Source organism: Nocardioides marinus, assembly GCF_013408145.1.
Lineage (GTDB): Bacteria > Actinomycetota > Actinomycetes > Propionibacteriales > Nocardioidaceae > Nocardioides > Nocardioides marinus.
Genome location: NZ_JACBZI010000001.1, coordinates 652,452 through 669,195, shown reverse-complemented (window position 1 = coordinate 669,195; position 16,744 = coordinate 652,452). Strand labels below are relative to the sequence as shown.

General features: G+C 71.5%; 12 protein-coding genes. 2 read left to right on the top strand and 10 right to left on the bottom strand.

Going from position 1 to position 16,744, the window contains the following annotated elements; all coding sequences use genetic code 11:
• From guaA to BKA05_RS03235, 6 genes are all read right to left on the bottom strand, one after another.
• Nucleotides 1–1,575 carry a glutamine-hydrolyzing GMP synthase gene (gene guaA / locus BKA05_RS03260; protein ID WP_179530145.1) on the bottom strand — a complete coding sequence of 525 codons (1,575 nt, stop codon included), beginning with the start codon at nt 1,573–1,575 and terminating at the stop codon, nt 1–3.
• Between the two features lie 245 nt (nt 1,576–1,820).
• Complete coding sequence (locus tag BKA05_RS03255) at nt 1,821–3,542, bottom strand: GMC family oxidoreductase (protein ID WP_179530144.1); 1,722 nt, start codon at nt 3,540–3,542, stop codon at nt 1,821–1,823.
• A 1-nt stretch (nt 3,543) separates the two neighbouring features.
• The gene (locus BKA05_RS03250; RefSeq protein ID WP_179530143.1) at nt 3,544–5,166 is read right to left on the bottom strand and encodes a succinic semialdehyde dehydrogenase; all 1,623 of its coding nucleotides are present in this window, start codon (nt 5,164–5,166) and stop codon (nt 3,544–3,546) included.
• A 122-nt stretch (nt 5,167–5,288) separates the two neighbouring features.
• Nucleotides 5,289–6,743, bottom strand: a complete 1,455-nt coding sequence (locus tag BKA05_RS03245; RefSeq protein WP_179530142.1) for an aldehyde dehydrogenase — start codon at nt 6,741–6,743, stop codon at nt 5,289–5,291.
• 39 nt (nt 6,744–6,782) lie between these two features.
• On the bottom strand, nt 6,783–7,913 hold the full coding sequence (locus BKA05_RS03240) for an Rv3169 family protein (RefSeq protein ID WP_179530141.1): 1,131 nt from the start codon (nt 7,911–7,913) through the stop codon (nt 6,783–6,785).
• Nucleotides 7,913–9,049, bottom strand: a complete 1,137-nt coding sequence (locus BKA05_RS03235) for a phosphotransferase family protein (protein WP_343045503.1) — start codon at nt 9,047–9,049, stop codon at nt 7,913–7,915. Before BKA05_RS03235 ends, BKA05_RS03240 begins: the two co-directional genes overlap by 1 nt.
• 188 nt (nt 9,050–9,237) lie before the next feature.
• On the opposite strand from BKA05_RS03235, the gene BKA05_RS03230 reads away from it, so the two are divergent.
• Nucleotides 9,238–10,590 (top strand): metallophosphoesterase, encoded by a 1,353-nt coding sequence (locus BKA05_RS03230; RefSeq protein WP_179530140.1) that lies wholly within the window; start codon nt 9,238–9,240, stop codon nt 10,588–10,590.
• Here BKA05_RS03230 and glpD read toward each other — a convergent pair.
• Together glpD and BKA05_RS03220 are read right to left on the bottom strand one after the other, a co-directional pair.
• Nucleotides 10,574–12,304 carry a glycerol-3-phosphate dehydrogenase gene (glpD, locus tag BKA05_RS03225; RefSeq protein ID WP_179530139.1) on the bottom strand — a complete coding sequence of 577 codons (1,731 nt, stop codon included), beginning with the start codon at nt 12,302–12,304 and terminating at the stop codon, nt 10,574–10,576. The genes BKA05_RS03230 and glpD overlap by 17 nt on opposite strands.
• Before the next feature lie 33 nt (nt 12,305–12,337).
• Complete coding sequence (locus tag BKA05_RS03220; protein ID WP_179530138.1) at nt 12,338–13,789, bottom strand: alpha/beta hydrolase domain-containing protein; 1,452 nt, start codon at nt 13,787–13,789, stop codon at nt 12,338–12,340.
• Nucleotides 13,790–13,996: 207 nt separating this feature from the next.
• Between BKA05_RS03220 and BKA05_RS03215 the strand changes: the two genes are divergently transcribed.
• Nucleotides 13,997–14,344 (top strand): hypothetical protein, encoded by a 348-nt coding sequence (locus BKA05_RS03215; RefSeq protein WP_179530137.1) that lies wholly within the window; start codon nt 13,997–13,999, stop codon nt 14,342–14,344.
• Nucleotides 14,345–14,391: 47 nt separating this feature from the next.
• Here BKA05_RS03215 and BKA05_RS03210 read toward each other — a convergent pair whose 3' ends face one another.
• Nucleotides 14,392–15,645 carry an HNH endonuclease signature motif containing protein gene (locus tag BKA05_RS03210; RefSeq protein ID WP_179530136.1) on the bottom strand — a complete coding sequence of 418 codons (1,254 nt, stop codon included), beginning with the start codon at nt 15,643–15,645 and terminating at the stop codon, nt 14,392–14,394.
• A 156-nt stretch (nt 15,646–15,801) separates the two neighbouring features.
• Nucleotides 15,802–16,716, bottom strand: coding sequence for a nitronate monooxygenase (locus BKA05_RS03205; protein ID WP_179530135.1), 915 nt, complete (start codon nt 16,714–16,716; stop codon nt 15,802–15,804).
• Nucleotides 16,717–16,744 lie beyond the last annotated feature (28 nt).

Below are 16,744 nucleotides of genomic sequence, written 5' to 3'. Positions count from 1 at the left end.
TCACTCCCACTCGATGGTGCCCGGCGGCTTGCTGGTGATGTCGACGGTGACCCGGTTGACCTCGGGCACCTCGTTGGTGATGCGGGTCGAGATCCGCTCCAGCACCTCGTAGGGCAGGCGCGCCCAGTCGGCGGTCATGGCGTCCTCGGAGGTGACCGGCCGCAGGACCACCGGGTGGCCGTAGGTGCGGCCGTCGCCCTGGACGCCGACGCTGCGGACGTCGGCGAGCAGCACGACCGGCATCTGCCAGATGTCGTGGTCGAGGCCGGCGCGGGTCATCTCCTCGCGGGCGATGGCGTCGGCCTCGCGCAGGATGTCGAGCCGCTCGCGGGTCACCTCGCCGATGATGCGGATGCCCAGGCCCGGGCCGGGGAAGGGCTGGCGCTGGACGATGACGTCGGGCAGGCCGAGCTGGGCACCCACCGCGCGGACCTCGTCCTTGAACAGGGTGCGCAGCGGCTCGACGAGCTCGAACTCGATGTCCTCGGGCAGGCCGCCCACGTTGTGGTGGCTCTTGATGGTGGCCGCGCCGGCACCGTGGCCGGACTCGACCACGTCGGGGTAGAGCGTGCCCTGCACCAGGAAGCCGACGGTGGTGCCCTCGGGGGCAGCCTCGATGATGTCGGACTGGGCGGCCTCGAAGGTGCGGATGAACTCCCGGCCGATGATCTTGCGCTTGGTCTCGGGGTCGCTGACGCCGGCCAGCGCGTCGAGGAACTGCTTCTCCGCATCGACGACGACCAGCTTCGCGCCGGTGGCCGCGACGAAGTCGCGCTCGACCTGCTCGGACTCGCCCTTGCGCATCAGCCCGTGGTCGACGTAGACGCAGGTGAGCCGCTCCCCGATCGCCTTCGCGACGATCGCGCCGGCCACCGCGGAGTCAACACCGCCGGAGAGGCCGCAGATCGCGCGGCCGGTCTCCCCGATCTGCGCGCGGACCCGCTCGACCTGCTCCTCGGCGATGTTGCCGATGGTCCAGGTGGGGGCGCACTTGGCGATGTTCCAGAGGAAGTGCTCGAGGATGCGCTGGCCGTGCTCGGAGTGCATCACCTCCGGGTGCCACTGCACCCCGGCGAACCCGGCCTCGACGTTCTCGAACGCCGCCACAGGGGTGCCCTCGGTGCTGGCGAGCACCGAGAAGCCCTCGGGAGCCTGGGAGACCGAGTCGCCGTGCGACATCCAGACGTTGTGCTGGGCGGGGATACCCTCGAGGAGCACGCCGTGCTCGCCGATGGTGACCGGGGTCCGGCCGTACTCCCGCGCCCCGTTGTTGTCGACGGTGCCGCCCAGCCCGAGCGCCATCAGCTGGAAGCCGTAGCACATGCCGAAGACCGGGGTCCCGCTGGTGAACATGGCCCGGTCGATCGACGGGGCGCCGTCGGCGTACACCGAGGACGGGCCGCCGGAGAGGATGATCGCCTTCGGGCCCTTGGCCAGCATCTCGGCGACCGGCATGTCGTGGGGCACGATCTCGGAGTAGACCCGAGCCTCGCGCACGCGGCGCGCGATCAGCTGGGCGTACTGGGCGCCGAAGTCGACGACGAGGACCAGGTCGTGCTCGGGCGCATCCGTCATGCGGCGAATCCTATCGACGAGAAACCCCAGGAAATGCACCAGGGCCCGGCCGGGGAGGGAGGGTGGCCGGGCCCTGATCGTCCACGCTCTGCTGGACAGCGCCTGGACCGCGACCCGGCCTTTGGGAGGGAGCATGACTGCCGGGTCTGCCCACCTCAACGACGACCCGGGTCGGGGGTTACGTCCAGGTCACGTCCGGATCAGAAATACTTTCCCGGTCCAGACCACCGACCTGAGAGGCGTCCTCAGGAGACCCCCACGATCGGGAGTCGCAGCGCGCCGGGAGCCGCGGCCGGGACGGCCGGGGAGGCCGGGGCCACGGGGGCGATGCGCTCGTAGTCGGCACCCAGCGGCGGGCGCGCGTCGGCCTCGCCCTTGTTGGGCCACAGCGCCATCATCCGCTCGGCCTGGGCGGTGATCGTCAGCGACGGGTTGACGCCCAGGTTGGCGCTGATCGCCGAGCCGTCGGCGACGTGCAGGCCGGGGTGGCCGTAGATGCGCTGGTAGGGGTCGATCACGCCGTTCTCGATCGAGTCGCCGATCGCGCAGCCGCCGATGAAGTGGGCGGTCAGCGGCATGTTGAACGGCTCGCCGATGTTGCCGCCGGGCGTGCCGCCGAGCAGGCGGGCCATCCGGCGTACGGCCTCGTTGGCGACCGGGATCCACGTCGGGTTGGGGGCACCGTGGCCCTGACGGGAGGTCATCCGCCAGCCCAGGGGGCCCTTCTTCCCGTAGGTCTGGATGGAGTTGTCCAGCGACTGCATGACCAGCGCGATCACGGTCCGCTCCGACCAGTGCTTGAGGTCGTAGAGCTCCTTGATGTTTCTGCGCTGGTTCCACATCTCCTTCAGCCAGCTGCGCCAGCGCGGCTCGTCGCCGTCACCGTCGGTCAGCACCGTCTGCATCAGCGCCATGGTGTTGAAGCCCTTGCCGTAGCGCACCGGCTCGATGTGGGTGTCGGCGTCGGGGTGGAAGCTCGAGGTGATCGCGACGCCGTAGGAGTAGTCCGTGGTGTCGCTGCTCGGCGCGATCGCGCCGAGGATCGACTCGGAGTTGGTGCGGGAGAGGTAGCCCAGGCGGTCCGACAGCCCGGGCAGGTGGCCCTCGTCCTTCATCCGGTGCAGCAGCTTCTGCGTCCCCAGCGAGGCCGCGGCGAACACGACGTGCTCGGCGGTGAGCGTGCGGGTGGTCCGCGCGGTGGCCCGCCGGGCCTTGGTGAACTTCACCGCGACGTCGTACCCGCCGCCGTCACGGGGGCTGACCCGGGTGACCGTGGTCAGCGGCATCACCTTCGCGCCGTTCTTCTCCGCGAGGTAGAGGTAGTTCTTGACCAGGGTGTTCTTGGCGTTGTGGCGGCAGCCCGACATGCACTCACCGCAGTTGCGGCACGGGTTGCGGTCGGGGCCGGCGCCGCCGAAGAACGGGTCGGCGACCTTCTCGTCCGGGTCGGCACCGGGACCGCCGAAGAAGACGCCCACCGGCGTCGGGTGGAAGGTGTCGGCCACGCCCATGTCGGTCGCGACCTTCTCCATCACGTCGTCGGCCGGGGTCCGCACGGGGTTCTCGACGACACCGAGCATCCGCTTGGCCTGGTCGTAGTACGGCGCGAGCTCGTCGCGCCAGTCGGTGATGTGGCTCCACTGGGCGTCGTTGTAGAACGCCGGCAGCGGCTCGTAGAGGGTGTTGGCGTAGACCAGGGAGCCGCCGCCGACACCCGCGCCGGCCACGATCAGCGTGTCGCGGACCGCGTCGATGCGCTGGATGCCGTAGCACCCCAGGGCGGGCGCCCACAGGTAGCTGGTGATGTCGAGGGTGCCGGAGGAGAAGTCGGAGTCCTCGAACCGGGCGCCGGCCTCGATGACGCCGACCTTGTAGCCCTTCTCCGTCAGCCGCAGCGCGGAGACCGAGCCGCCGAAGCCGGACCCGATGACCAGGACGTCGTAGTCGAAGGTCGCGTGCTTGCCCATGTCAGGCCCTTCCCAGCTTCTTCATCAGGCGCAGGTTCGCGGTCATCACACCGGCGTACTGCTCGTCGGACATGCCCAGCATCGGGGCGAAGCGGATCAGCTTCTGCTGGCCCACCGACTGGGACTCGGTGTAGCGGTGGATGCCCTCGCTGCCCTGGCGGCGGCCCATGCCGGACTCGCGCATGCCGCCCATCGGGGAGTCGATGCTGGCGAAGGTGGCACCGAAGGCCTCGTTGATGTTGACGGTGCCGCACTTGACCTGACGGGCCAGGTCACGGGCGCGGGCGCCGTCACGGCTGTAGATCGAGGCGTTGAGGCCGTACTCGCCGTCGTTGGCGCGGGCCACGGCGTCGGCCTCGTCGTGGAAGCGGTAGAGGGAGATGACCGGTCCGAAGGTCTCCTCGCCGAAGCAGGTCATGTCGGGGGTGACGCCCTCGAGGATCGTCGGCTCGAAGTAGAACGGGCCGAGGTCGGGCCGGGCCCTGCCGCCGCAGAGCACCTGGGCGCCCTTGGCCACCGCGTCCTCGACGTGGCGGGTGACGGTGTCGAGCTGGTCCTGGCTGATCAACGAGCCCATGTCGTTGCCCCAGTCCAGGGTGGCGCCCAGGGTCATGGCCTGGGTGCGGGCCACGAAGCGCTCCCGGAACCGGTCGTAGACCTGGTCGGCGACGAAGAGGCGCTCCATGGAGACGCACAGCTGACCGGCGTTGGAGAACGAGGCGCGGACGGCGCCCTCGGCCGCGCGCTCGACGTCGGCGTCACGCAGCACCAGCATGGGGTTCTTGCCGCCGAGCTCCAGCGAGCAGCCGATGAGCCGCTCGGCGCACCCGGCCGCGACCTTCTTGCCGGTGGCGGTCGAGCCGGTGAAGCAGATGTAGTCGGCCTTGCCGATCACCGACGTGCCCACCCGCGAGCCGGGCCCGGCGACGACCTGCCACAGGTCCTTCGGGAAGCCCGCCTCCTCGAGCAGCTGGGCGCCGAGCAGGGCGGAGAGCATGGTCTGGGCGTCGGGCTTGGCCACGACGGCGTTGCCGGCCAGCAGGGCCGGGAGGCCGTCGCACAGCGCCATGGTGAAGGGGTAGTTCCACGGCGAGATGATGCCGACGACGCCCTTCGGCACCCGGTTGACCTCGACCCGGGTCAGGCCGGGGACCACGCCGAGCTTGCGCTTGGTGCCGAGGTGCTCTGAGGCGGTGCGGCCGTAGTAGCGCGCGGTGAGCGCGATGTGCATCGGCTCGTCGAACGCGTGCTTGCGGGCCTTGCCCGACTCCCACACGATCAGGTCGAGGATCTCGTCCTGGCGGTCGAGCACCAGGTCGTGCAGCCGCATCATGATCGCCGAGCGGTGCTCCAGGCTGGTGCGCGCCCAGGCCTCCTGGGCGCGCCGGGCGCGCGCGAAGGCCTCCACGACGTCGTCCTCGGTGGACTGAGGGATGTGGGCCAGGGGCGCGCCGTTGATCGGCGAGCGGACCTCCGCGGTCTCCCCCGAGGTCGCCAGGATGCGCCGCGTGAGCGCCTCGACGTACTCCGGCTCTAGGGCGTAGGAAGCGGTGGGGTCGTGCTCGGGGTCGTGCGGGCCGTCGGCGAGCGGGCGGCCGGTGGGATCGGGGGTGGAGGCGCTCATGTACCGAGAGTATGTGACCGGCGTCTCCGGAACTACCCTTCAGTAGCAGTTCGTGGCACTTGACACATTCTTTTGCGATGTCAAGCCGCGTGTGCCTCCACCCCGCCGATCGACCGCCGGACTCAGCCGGCCGGCGGCGGGGTGTAGATCGACTTCACCTCGGTGTACTGCCCCAGGCCCTCGGGGCCGAACTCCCGGCCCAGGCCGGAGGCCTTGAAGCCGCCGAACGGAGCGGCGAAGTCCATCGTGTAGGTGTTGATGCCGTAGGTGCCGGTGCGCACCCCGCGGGCGACCTCGAGCCCCGCGTCGACGTCGGTGGTCCACACGGTGCCGGCCAGGCCGTAATCGGAGTCGTTGGCGATGCGTACGGCGTCCTCGACCCCGTCGTAGGCGATCACCGAGACCACGGGGCCGAAGATCTCCTCCTGCGCGATCCGCATCCGGTTGTCCACGTCGGCGAACACCGTGGGGCGGACGTACCAGCCGCGGTCCAGGCCGTCGGGCATCCCGACGCCTCCGGTGACCAGGCGGGCACCCTCCTCCTGACCCAGGGCGATGTACTTGGCGACCCGCTCCTGCTGGCGCTGGGCGACCATCGGGCCGATCTCGGTGGCGGGGTCCATCGGGTCGCCGACCTGCATGCCGCCGATGCCGGCCGCGAGCGCCTCGACGACCTCCTCGTAGCGCGAGCGGGGCGCGAGGACCCGGGTCTGGGCGACGCAGGCCTGGCCGGAGTTCATCACCGAGAGGAACTTCAGCCCCTCGACGGTGGCGGCGAGGTCGGCGTCCTCGAGCACGATCGCGGCCGACTTGCCGCCCAGCTCGAGGGAGACCCGCTTGAGCTGCTCACCGCAGACGGCACCGATCGCCCGCCCCGCGGCGGTGGAGCCGGTGAAGGCGACCTTGTCGACGCCGGGGTGGGCGACCAGGTGCTGGCCGACCTCGCGGCCGCCGGCCACGATGTTGACCGCGCCGGCCGGCACGCCGGCCTCGTGGAGCAGCTCGGCCATCAGGTAGCAGTCCAGCGGCGACTCGGGGGCCGGCTTGACCACGACGGTGCACCCGGCGAGCAGGGCCGGGACGACCTTGGACATCACGGTGAACTGCGGGACGTTCCACGGCGGGATGGCCGCCACGACACCCACGGGCTCGTGACGCACCACGACGTCGGAGCCCAGGGCGCCGGGTCGGGCGGCCTCCCACGGGAACTCCCGCGCGATCGCCAGGAACGACTCGATCTGCATCCACGGCGCCGGCGACTGGGCGAGCTGGGAGAAGGAGGTGGGCGAGCCCATCTCGAGGCTGATCAGCTCGGCCATCTCGGTGAGCTTGGCGGCGTAGAGCCCCGAGAAGGCCTCGATGACCGCGATCCGCTCCTGGGGCGTCATCCGCGGCCAGGGGCCGTGGTCGAAGGCCTGTCGAGCGGCCGCCACCGCGGCGTCGACGTCGGCCGGCGCCGCCTCCGGCACGGTCGCGATCACCTCCTCGCTGTGCGGGGAGACCACCTGCAGGGTGGCGTCGGTGGCGGGGGCGCGCCAGCCGCCGTCGATGTAGAAGGCGTCGCGGTCGAGGCTCATGCGGTGCTCCTGGAGGTGTCGGTGCCGGTCACAGGCCGGTCAGGGGGCGACGGAGAAGAAGTCGGTGAAGCCGGAGGGCTCGTGGCGGCCGACGGAGAAGTGCTCGAAGAGGCCGAAGCCCTCGGTCTCGGTGCCCTTCTCGTGCACCACGGCGCGGCCGACGTGGTCGACGCAGCCGAACATGAACATGCTCTTCACCGCGTCGGAGGTCAGGTCGTAGGTGCGGCGCTCGGTGAAGGACTCGCCGTGCCACTGGCCGTGCAGCCAGTCCTGGTCGCCGCCGTACCCGCCGCCGAAGTGCAGCGGCACGGCGAGGCGGGACTCGACCTCGATGCGCAGCGGGCCCTGGCGGGTCGCGCACTCGAGCGTCGCGCCGGTCGGCCTGCGGCCGCCGGGGGTGTAGTGGATGGTGACCTGGGGCCAGCCGAGCTGCTCGACGCGCCCGTCCTTCCAGATCCGGGTGCAGTCGTTGAGGGTACGGATGCCGTCGCCGTCCTCCTGCATGATCACGACGATGGCGTAGTCCTCGAAGCGCATGGGGACGTAGAGCCACCACATGCCGTCGAAGTCGGCGGGGCGGCCGGCGGGCTCGGCCTCGCCCACGGGCCGGATGCCCCAGGAGCGGTCACGCGTCCCGACCCAGGTGTCGGGGCTGACGCTGATCTCCTCGCCGTCGACCGACAGCGAGCCGGACCAGGTGCCGACCTGCGCGAAGCGCTGGGCGTCGAGGACGACGCGGGTGCCCTGCCGCATGACGTGGCGCTGCTCCTGCACGACCTCGAACGAGCCCTCCCAGGTCAGGTCGGCGGCCAGGCCCTCGGTCTCCTCCAGCACCATGCGGATCTTCTGCAGCGGCTCGATCACCTCGAGCCGGTAGCCGCCGACGCGCTGGTCCAGCCGGTCGTCGTCGATCTCGCCGCCGAGGTGGACCGCGGTCTGCTGGTCGCCGCGGGTGACGAGGAAGAAGGCGTCCTTCGTGCGCAGGTTGGGGTAGTAGCCCATGCCCGAGATCACGAAGATGTCGCCGGTGCGGTCGTGGGCGTTGAAGTAGCAGCGGTCGTAGAAGTGCCGGTCGCTGGGCCCCGGCCAGCCGATGGGCTGCGGGACCTGGTGGAGGGGGTACTCGTCGAGCGGGCCCAACCCGCCGCGCGCACTGCTCGGTGGAGTCATCAGGCACCCACCTTCGCCAGGATCGACTCCAGCAGCGGCTTGCAGTGGAACAGCGACTCGATGTCCGCAGGCATCTCGATCTCCCCGAAGTGGACTTGGCGGGCGCCGGTGCGCATGAAGACGATGCACCACTGCAGCCCGTTGTAGACGTGGTACCAGTCGAGGTCGCCGAGCTCGACGCCGGTGCGCTCGGCGTACGTCGTCACCACGTCCTCCTCGCGCAGGAAGTGCGGCATGCCGGGCAGCTCGAGCATGCCGACGATCGACTCGAAGACCTGGTGGGCGAAGAGCAGCCAGCTGACGTCGAGCGCGCGCGGCCCGAGGGTGACCATCTCCCAGTCCAGGACGGCCACCGGCTCGAAGTCGCGGTAGATGACGTTGCCGATGCGGGCGTCTCCCCAGCACAGCACCGGGTCACCCTGCTCCTCGGCGGTCGGGACGTTCGCCTCGAGCCAGGTCAGGGCCCGCTCGACGATCGGGGACGGCGCGAGGTCGCGGACCGCGAAGTGGTACCACGCGCGGACCTTGGCGAGGTTGCGGTGCAGCAGCGTCTCGCCGTCCTGCTCGGGGGCGAGGTAGCCGAAGCGCTCGAGGGGCTCGTCAATGGCGTGCAGCCGGGCCAGCACGTCGACGGTGGAGTCCTGCAGGCGGCGCTGGTCGGCGCGGTCGGCGTCGTAGAGCCAGTTGTCGCCGAAGGGGTAGGGCAGGACGTCGGGCGGCACGACGCCGTCCACGCGGTCCATGAGGAAGCACGGGGTGCCGAGCACCTCACCGGACTCCTCCAGCCAGCGCACGCCGGGGACCGGGACGTCGGTGAGCTCGCCGACCTGGCGGATGACCTCGTACTGGTGGCCGAGCTCGTAGCGCGGGAAGACCGGGAAGTCCTGCGGCGCGGGCGCGACGCGGGCGACCAGTGGCACCGTGTCGCGCGAGCCGTCCTCGGTCCAGGTCGCGTCCAGGACGAGGGTCTCGGAGGACATGCCGTTGCTGTCGATGCCGCTGTGCAGCACCACCTCCGGCTCGGCGCCGGCAGGGAGCAGACGGCTCAGCCAGCCCTCCAGCACCTCGGGCACACGCGCCGCGTCACGGCTGCTGCGCTGCATCTTCAGGTCTGCGGGCGGTGGCGCCTGGGTCACGACGGTCGACTCCTTCGTCCGGACGGTGTGACGTGGGTCATGCCCACCCAGACTCCTAGAACCTGTTCTACTTTGTCAACGCGTGCCAGACAGGTGTGAAAGAGGTCTCTCAGGCGTCCGCAAGCCGCCATCGGGACCGATCCGTCGGGGATTCAGCGCACCACCCGTCCCTTCTTTAACCTGGCTGGGTGCTCGGTCCCTCCCTCCGCTCGACCCGCTCGACCGCCGTCGCCGCGCTTGTGGTCGGCGCCGCCCTGAGCACCCTGGGCGGACCCGCAGCCCCGCCGGCGCCCGCGGCCCCGTCCGCCGCCCGGAGCGCGGTCGCGGCCGACCCCGACGACCGCCCGACCGTGCGCGGGCTCCCCCGGCCCGACGGCGCCTACCGCTTCGTGTCCTTCCCGGACTTCCTCAACCAGGACGTCGGCGACGTGACCCGCGCGTCCCACTGGCGCAAGGGCGACCCGACGGGCACCAACGCCGCCTACGAGAAGTCCCTCGACCACGTCCTCGACGACGTCGCCTCGCAACGACCCGAGGCGTTCCTCGTCGCCGGCGACCTGGTCGAGGGCGAGTGGGGCAAGGACGAGACCGGTGCCGACCCGTTCGGGCCGCACCGCACCACCCCGCAGCGCAAGCAGGCCCTCAAGGAAGCAGCGCGGATCTACTACGGCGACTGGCTGCGTCGCGTCACCGACCACGGGCTGCGGGCCTACCCCGCCGTCGGCGACCACGAGATCGGCGACGACCCGTGGAAGCCGCGCGGTGACGCGCAGGAGCGGGCGTGGATCCGGTTCAAGGCCCACCACACCTGGCTGTGGAAGCGGCAGCTGGTCAAGCACACCTACGACGCCGTGCGGCGCGCACCCGGCGACGACCTGCGCCGGGTCGGCGGGGTCTCGAGCCCGGAGCGCGGCCAGGCCGGCGACACGGCGTACGCCGTCCGGCTGGACCGGAACCTGCTGCTGGTCACCGTCGACGTGTTCCGGCCGACCTCCAACGGCGTCTCGGTCAGCCTGGACCCCGACCAGCGTGCCTGGCTCTCGACCGTGCTGCGCCGGGCGAAGAAGCAGCAGGTCCCGTGGGTCGTCGTGCAGGGGCACGTGCCGGTCCTCGGGCCGGTGCGCACCCGCTTCTCCTCCGGCCTCACCTACGAGGGCAGCGACCTGTGGGCGCTGCTGCGCAGGCACGACGTGGATGCCTACCTGTGCGGCGAGGTGCACGACCACACCGTGATCCGCCGCCAGGGGGTCGTGCAGATGTGCCACGGCGGGCTGTTCTACCGGGGCGAGTCGTCCTACGTGCTCGGGCAGGTGACCGAGACCAAGCTGATGCTCGAGACGCGCTACCTCCAGGGTGACCCGCAGTGGAGCGGCACCAAGCTGTGGTCGACCGAGGGCGGCAACGGGCCGCGACGCGTGGTCTACCGCAAGCCTTCGCGGGTCGTCGGCACCTACGTGCTCAAGCGCGACCCCGAGCGCCCGGGCCGGACCAACCGGGTCAAGCAGTCCCGCGGCATCTCGGGTGTCAGACCAGGTCGGTGACCTGCACCCGCGCCTCGTCGGCCTCCTGGTCGGTGAGCATCCGCTGGGACTGCCGCTCCGCCTCGACCCGACGCAGGTAGTGGTCGACCTCCTCGGCGACCCGGGCGTCGTCCCAGTCGAGGATCTCCGCCATCAGCCTCGCCGCGTGCGGGGCCGCGGCGACGCCGCGGTCGAAGGTCTCGATGGAGATGCGGGTGCGCCGGGTGAGCACGTCGTCGAGGTGCCGCGCGCCCTCGTGGGTCACGGCGTAGACGACCTCGGCCGCGAGGTAGTCCTCGGCCCCGGTCAGCGGCTCCGCCAACGCACGCCGGGTGCGGACGAGGGCCAGCAGGTCGTCGACCAGGCCGCCGTAGCGGGCCAGCAGGTGGTCGATCCGGGCGACGTGCAGGCCGGACCGGCGCGCCAGCAGCACCCGCTGGTTGGAGCGGGTCTCGTAGGACTCCGCCCCGACCAGCGGCACCCGGTCGGTGATGGAGTCGCGCACGGCGCCGTGCCCGGTGGTGCGCAGGCTGTGGGCGGCGGCGTCGATGGCGTCGCGCGCCATCACGCGGTACGTCGTGTACTTCCCGCCCGCGATCATCACCAGCCCCGGCACCGGGGTGACGACGGTGTGCTCGCGGGAGATCTTCGAGGTGGGCTCGGACTCGCCGGAGAGCAGCGGTCGCAGGCCGGCGTACACGCCGACGACGTCCTCGTGGTCCAGCGGCTCGCGCAGGATCTGGTTGACGTGCTCGAGGATGTAGTCGAGGTCGCGGCGGCTGGCCGCCGGATGGGCCTTGTCGAGGTCCCAGGGGGTGTCGGTGGTGCCGATGATCCAGTGCCGGCCCCACGGGATGACGAAGAGCACCGAGGTCTCGGTGCGGACGATGAAGCCGGCCTCGGAGCGGATGCGGTCGCGCGGGACGACGATGTGCACGCCCTTGGAGGCCTGCACGTGCAGGGCGCCGCGGCCGCCGACCATCTCCTGGATCTCGTCGGTCCACACGCCGGCGGCGTTGACGACCACGCGGGCGCGGACCTCGAGGTCCCGGTCGTGCTCCAGGTCGCGGGCGGTCACGCCGACGACCCGCTCCCCCTCACGCAGGAACCCGGTCACCTTCACCCGGGTCGCGACGTGCGCGCCGTGCTTGGCGGCGGTGCGGGCGACGGCCACGACCATCCGGGCGTCGTCGACCTGGCAGTCGTAGTACTTGATCGCGCCCGCGATCGACTCGGCCTTGAAGTCCGGCGCCATCCGGGCGACCTGGCGGCGGGTGAGGTGCCGGTGCATCGGCACGCCCATGTCGTACTTGCCGGCCTTGGCCATGCCGTCGTACAGCGCGAGGCCGGCGCCGACGTAGGCGCGCTCCCACACCGGCTTGGTCAGCGGGTAGAGGAACGGCACCGGGCTGACCAGGTGCGGCGCGAGCCGCGTGAGCAGCAGGCCGCGCTCCTGCAGGGCCTCGCGGACCAGGCCGAAGTCCATCATCTCCAGGTAGCGCAGGCCGCCGTGGATGAGCTTGCTGCTGCGGCTGGAGGTGCCGCTGGCGAGGTCGCGCTGCTCGAGCAGGCCGACGCTGAGGCCGCGGGTGACCGCGTCGAGGGCGACGCCGGTGCCCGTGATCCCTCCCCCGACCACGAGGACGTCGAGCTCGTGCTCGCCGGCCTGGCCGGTCATCGCCGCCAGGGCGGCGTCGCGCGCGTCGGGACCGAGGGCTCCGGGCGTGGGAGTCATGCGCTCCAGTGTGTCAGGTCCGGGGCGCCGGGTTCAGCCCCCGAAGCGCGGGGGGCGGTAGGAGCGGCACTCGTCACTCGAGCCGGGGTAGCGGTCCTCGACCGCGCAGGCGCGGCGCATCTGGTCGCGCGCGTCGACCGGCAGCAGCCAGCCCCTGCGGACCGCGCGGTCCGTGGCCTTGCGCAGCTGGCGCTCGTAGTCGGCGAACGTCGGGTAGCGCTGCTGCAGCGTGATCGGGTCGAAGGGCACGGTGATGCCGCCGAGCTGGCAGTCGGTGGAGCGGTACGTCGCTACGGGCACCTCGATCGGCGGGAGCCGCAGCCCGCCCAGCACGTTGCCGTCCGCGTCGCGCGCGGGCGTCTCGCCGTCGGCCTCGAACTCGAAGCGGGGCGCGGGGCGCGGTGCCTGGCCCGTGCGGATCCACTCGTCGAGCTCGCGGAGCGCGGTGTTGACGGCGTACCGCATGGGGAAGGAGGCGCCCGCGGCGGTGCACACGGCGTACAGCGGGTTGACCTGCATCTGGCCGTAGTCGCCGGCGGCCTCGATGGTGTCGCGGTAGCCCTGCTCGTCCATGGCGGGCAGGCCGGCGACGCGGGGGCCGGAGCCGAAGACCTGCTGGTAGCCGATGAACAGGCCGGCGTGCGCGGAACCGGCGACGTCCCACAGCCGGTAGAGCGGGTCGTCGTCGGCCTCGCCGGTGGACTCGGCCCAGTCGCTGTTGAGCTGCATCACCGGTACCTCGAGGCGGGGCTCGTAGTCGAGCCCGGCGAGGCCGCCGTGGACCAGGAAGCCGTCGATGACACCGGCGCCGTCGGGGTGCGCCCGGACGATGCCGGCGAGACGGCCGGCCGACTGCGACTGCCCGGCGGCCACGACGCGGCGTACCTTGAGCGGCCCCATCGGCCGGACGTCGCCGACCCTCCTGGTGCGCAGGGCCCGGGCGATCTGGAGGTACATGTCGTCGGCGTACGCGTCGCCGGGGTGGTCGAGCGCGGCGTAGCGCACCGGGTCCCAGACCTTGGGCGTCAGGGGGATGCAGCAGACGCCGGCTGCCTGGGCGCTGACGTGCACGAAGGCCCAGCCGCTGCGCAGCAGCTCCTCGCGCCCCTCGAGGCTGTCGACGGCGTTCTCGAACTGGGCGGTGACGTTGACCCAGTCCAGCATCACCGAGCCGTTGAAGTCCTTGCGCTTCTGCGGGCGGGTGACGATGACGCGGGTCGTGTACGGCGCGGTGCTGCCGTCGGCGGCCGTGGCCGTGCCGGAGACGAACCACTCCTGCTCGGTGTAGCCGAACGGCTCCAGCTCGTGCCAGGAGTCCCACAACGGGTGCCCCTGCAGCCCCGCGGGCGGCTCGCTCAGCACCGGCAGGGGCACCCGGTCGGCGGGCGGCTTCGTGCCCGCCGCTCCGCTCGGGCTGGTCGGCAGCAGCGCCGCCAGCGGGAGCAGCACGAGGGACAGCAGGGCGACGGGGAGTCTCCGGGGCACGGCGGTGTAACGACGGTCACATGATGTCAGTTACGACATTTGGCTCCCGGAGTGCGCCGCTCACGACGTTCTGCAGACCAGGGAGTCGGCTTTCCAGCAGAACGTCGTGATCGAGGCGTCGACGCGTCAGTCAATGGCGCGCACTGCGTCGTGCGCACTGTGCGCGGCAGATGCGGTCGTCACGACGGGCAGGACACGCTCCGCCTCATGGCAGAAAACTCGGACGTCACCTCGGCGGTCGGCTCGCCGGTGGTGGCCATGCTGCGAACTCAGGTGCCCGCTTTCGAAGCGACGTTCCAGGTCCACCTCGTCGAGGAAGAGAACGAACTGGGCGCGTTCCAGGCCGTAAGCGTCTTCGCTGCCTGGCTAGCAAACCGACTGACGGAGTCGCCCGAAGCGGCAGACGTCCGTCGAGGCTTCCGGGTCGTTGAGGACGTCGCTGTAGGCGACTACCCGCTGGGCCATGAACTGGTCACAGAGTTCGTGGAGGCTCTTGCCGACTATCCGCAGGCAGTGGAGCGGATGGGTCCCGAGACGCGTCTTCGCCTGACGTAGGGCGTCCGCTCATCGGTAGAAGCGGATGTCGTAGGGGTCTCGACGGGTCAGCATCTGCGGGTGAACTCGATCTGGTGGTCGGCCAGGACCCGTGCCTCGTAGCGGGGGTCGTGGGCGGTGCGGTGGTGGGTGGGGCACAGCAGGCGGCCGTTGGTCAGGTCGGTGGTGCCGCCGGTGGTCCAGGGTTGGTCGTGGTGGGCGTGGCAGAACCATGCGGCGGTGCGGCAGCCGGCCGCGGTGCAGCCCTTGTCGCGGGTGGCGAGCGCGATGCGTTGGGCGCGGGTGAAGAGCCGCTTCCTGCGGCCGACGTCGAGGACCTCGCGCTTGCCACCCAGGACGACAGGGATGATCGCGGCCTCGCAGGCCAGGCGGCGGGCGGTGTGGGCGGCGATCCGGTCACCGGTGTCCAGGGTGGCGGCCGACAGGCCACCGGCGAGCGTCTCGAGGGTCATGGTGACCACCACCGTCGCGCCGGTCGACATCTCCGGGACGTGAGAGCCGTCCAGTCTCTCCAGCAGCTCGCAGAAGGCGGCGCCGAGCTCGACGGCGGAGGCGGCCTTGACCGGTTCCGGCCGCTCACCTTCGACCGGGGTCGACGCCAGGGCGGGTTTGTCGTGGACGACCAGGGCCAGCAGCTGCTTGCGCAGCATCCCGGCGTGCAGCTCGGGGACGGTGAAGCGGCCATGCACGCTGCCCTGCCCATCGGGGGTCATGGTCAGCATCGTCTTCCGCGCGGCTGCGCGTTCCTCCGCCTCCAGGCGGGCTGCCTCGTGCGCGTCAGCGACGGCGGGGGCGACGACGTCGAGGACCCGGTCACCCAGCACGCGCAGGTCGCAGGCGTCGTGGTGCGCAGCGAGGTCGACCAGCCGCTGCTCGGCAGCAGCCCGCACGGTGGCGGGGATGTCGACCGGTACGGCGTCGAGGGCACGGGCGATGACCTCGGCCTGCTCGGTGTTCACCGTCCCGGCGGCGTACCCCTCCCGCAGCCGGGCGTAGGTCTCCAGCGCGGTGGCGAGATGCACGGCCCGGCGGGACGACCGGACGGTGGTGCGGGTGGCGCGGGCCAGCCAGGTCGCGGTGGTGACGGCGCCGGTGGCCTCCTCGACCCGCACGGACGAGGCATGCGCGAGCACCCGGTGCTTGAGCTCACCCAGGCGTGCCTCGGCCGCAGCGATCTCCACCAACGAGGCCGCAGTTGCCGCCTGGTCGAGACCCAGCAGGGAGACCTCGACGAGCTCGGTGAGCGCACCGGCGATGACCGCGACACCACGGTCCACCTGGTGCTGCCCGAGCCCTTCCATGACCTGACTCAACCAGGCACCACCGACATTCCGAGACGCCCAGACCCCTTCTCCACAGGGCATCCGGGCATCGTGACCAGACCGTGATCCGCGCCAGGACCGTGGGTCTCGCGGCTCGTCGCTAGCGCTCCTCGCAACTCGACCGGCGAGGGGTGCTCAGCCCAGCCGCGTGCGCCCCGCGTCGAGGGCGTCGCGGCAGCCGCTCCACATCTCGTCGATGACCTCGGCGACGGGGCGGACGGAGTCGATGCGGCCGGCGACCTGGCCGGTGTTGGCCAGGCTGGCGTCGAGGTCGCCGTCGAAGTAGAGCTGCTGCACGCGGTCCATCAGCTTCTCGGTCGGGGGCTCGGCGGCCCAGGCGTGGGCGCGATCGGTGGCGATGACCCGCATGGTGGGGTTGCCGGGGACGCTGACCAGCATGGTGCCGGTCTCGGGGGCGGCGACGATCGCGTCGGTGAAGGCGCTGTGCACGCCCGACTCGTGGGTGGCCAGCACCCGGGTGCCCATCTGAACGCCCTCGGCGCCGAGGACGAACGCCGCCGCCATGGACGTGGCGTCGCAGATGCCGCCGGCGGCGATCAACGGCAGCGAGGTGTGCGAGGCGACGAGCGGCAGCAGGACCATCGTCGAGGCACCGCTGGCGCCCTTGAAGCCACCGCCCTCGACACCCTCCACCACCAGGCCGTCGACCCCCGCTGCCTCGGCCTTCTGCGCCGCGCGCAGCGACCCGACCACGTGGAAGACGGTGATGCCGGCGTCCTTGAGGCGGTCGGTGAACAGCGCCGGGTCGCCAGCCGAGGTGGCGACGTAGGAGACGCCCGCCTCGACCAGGGTGTCGACGATCGAGGGGTCGTGCTTCCAGCCGGCGACGAGCAGGTTGGCGCCCACGGGCTTGTCGGTGAGCTCGCGGACCTTCACCAGGTCCTCGCGCCCCTCGGCGGTGAGGGTCTCGATGATGCCCATGCCCCCGGCCTCGGAGACCGCGGCGGCCAGCCGCGCGCGGGCGATGAAGGTCATCGGGGCCTGGACGATGGGGATCTCGACCCCGAGCAGCTGCTGCACACGGTTCACGTCGGGCACGGTAGCCCAGGGACCGAGC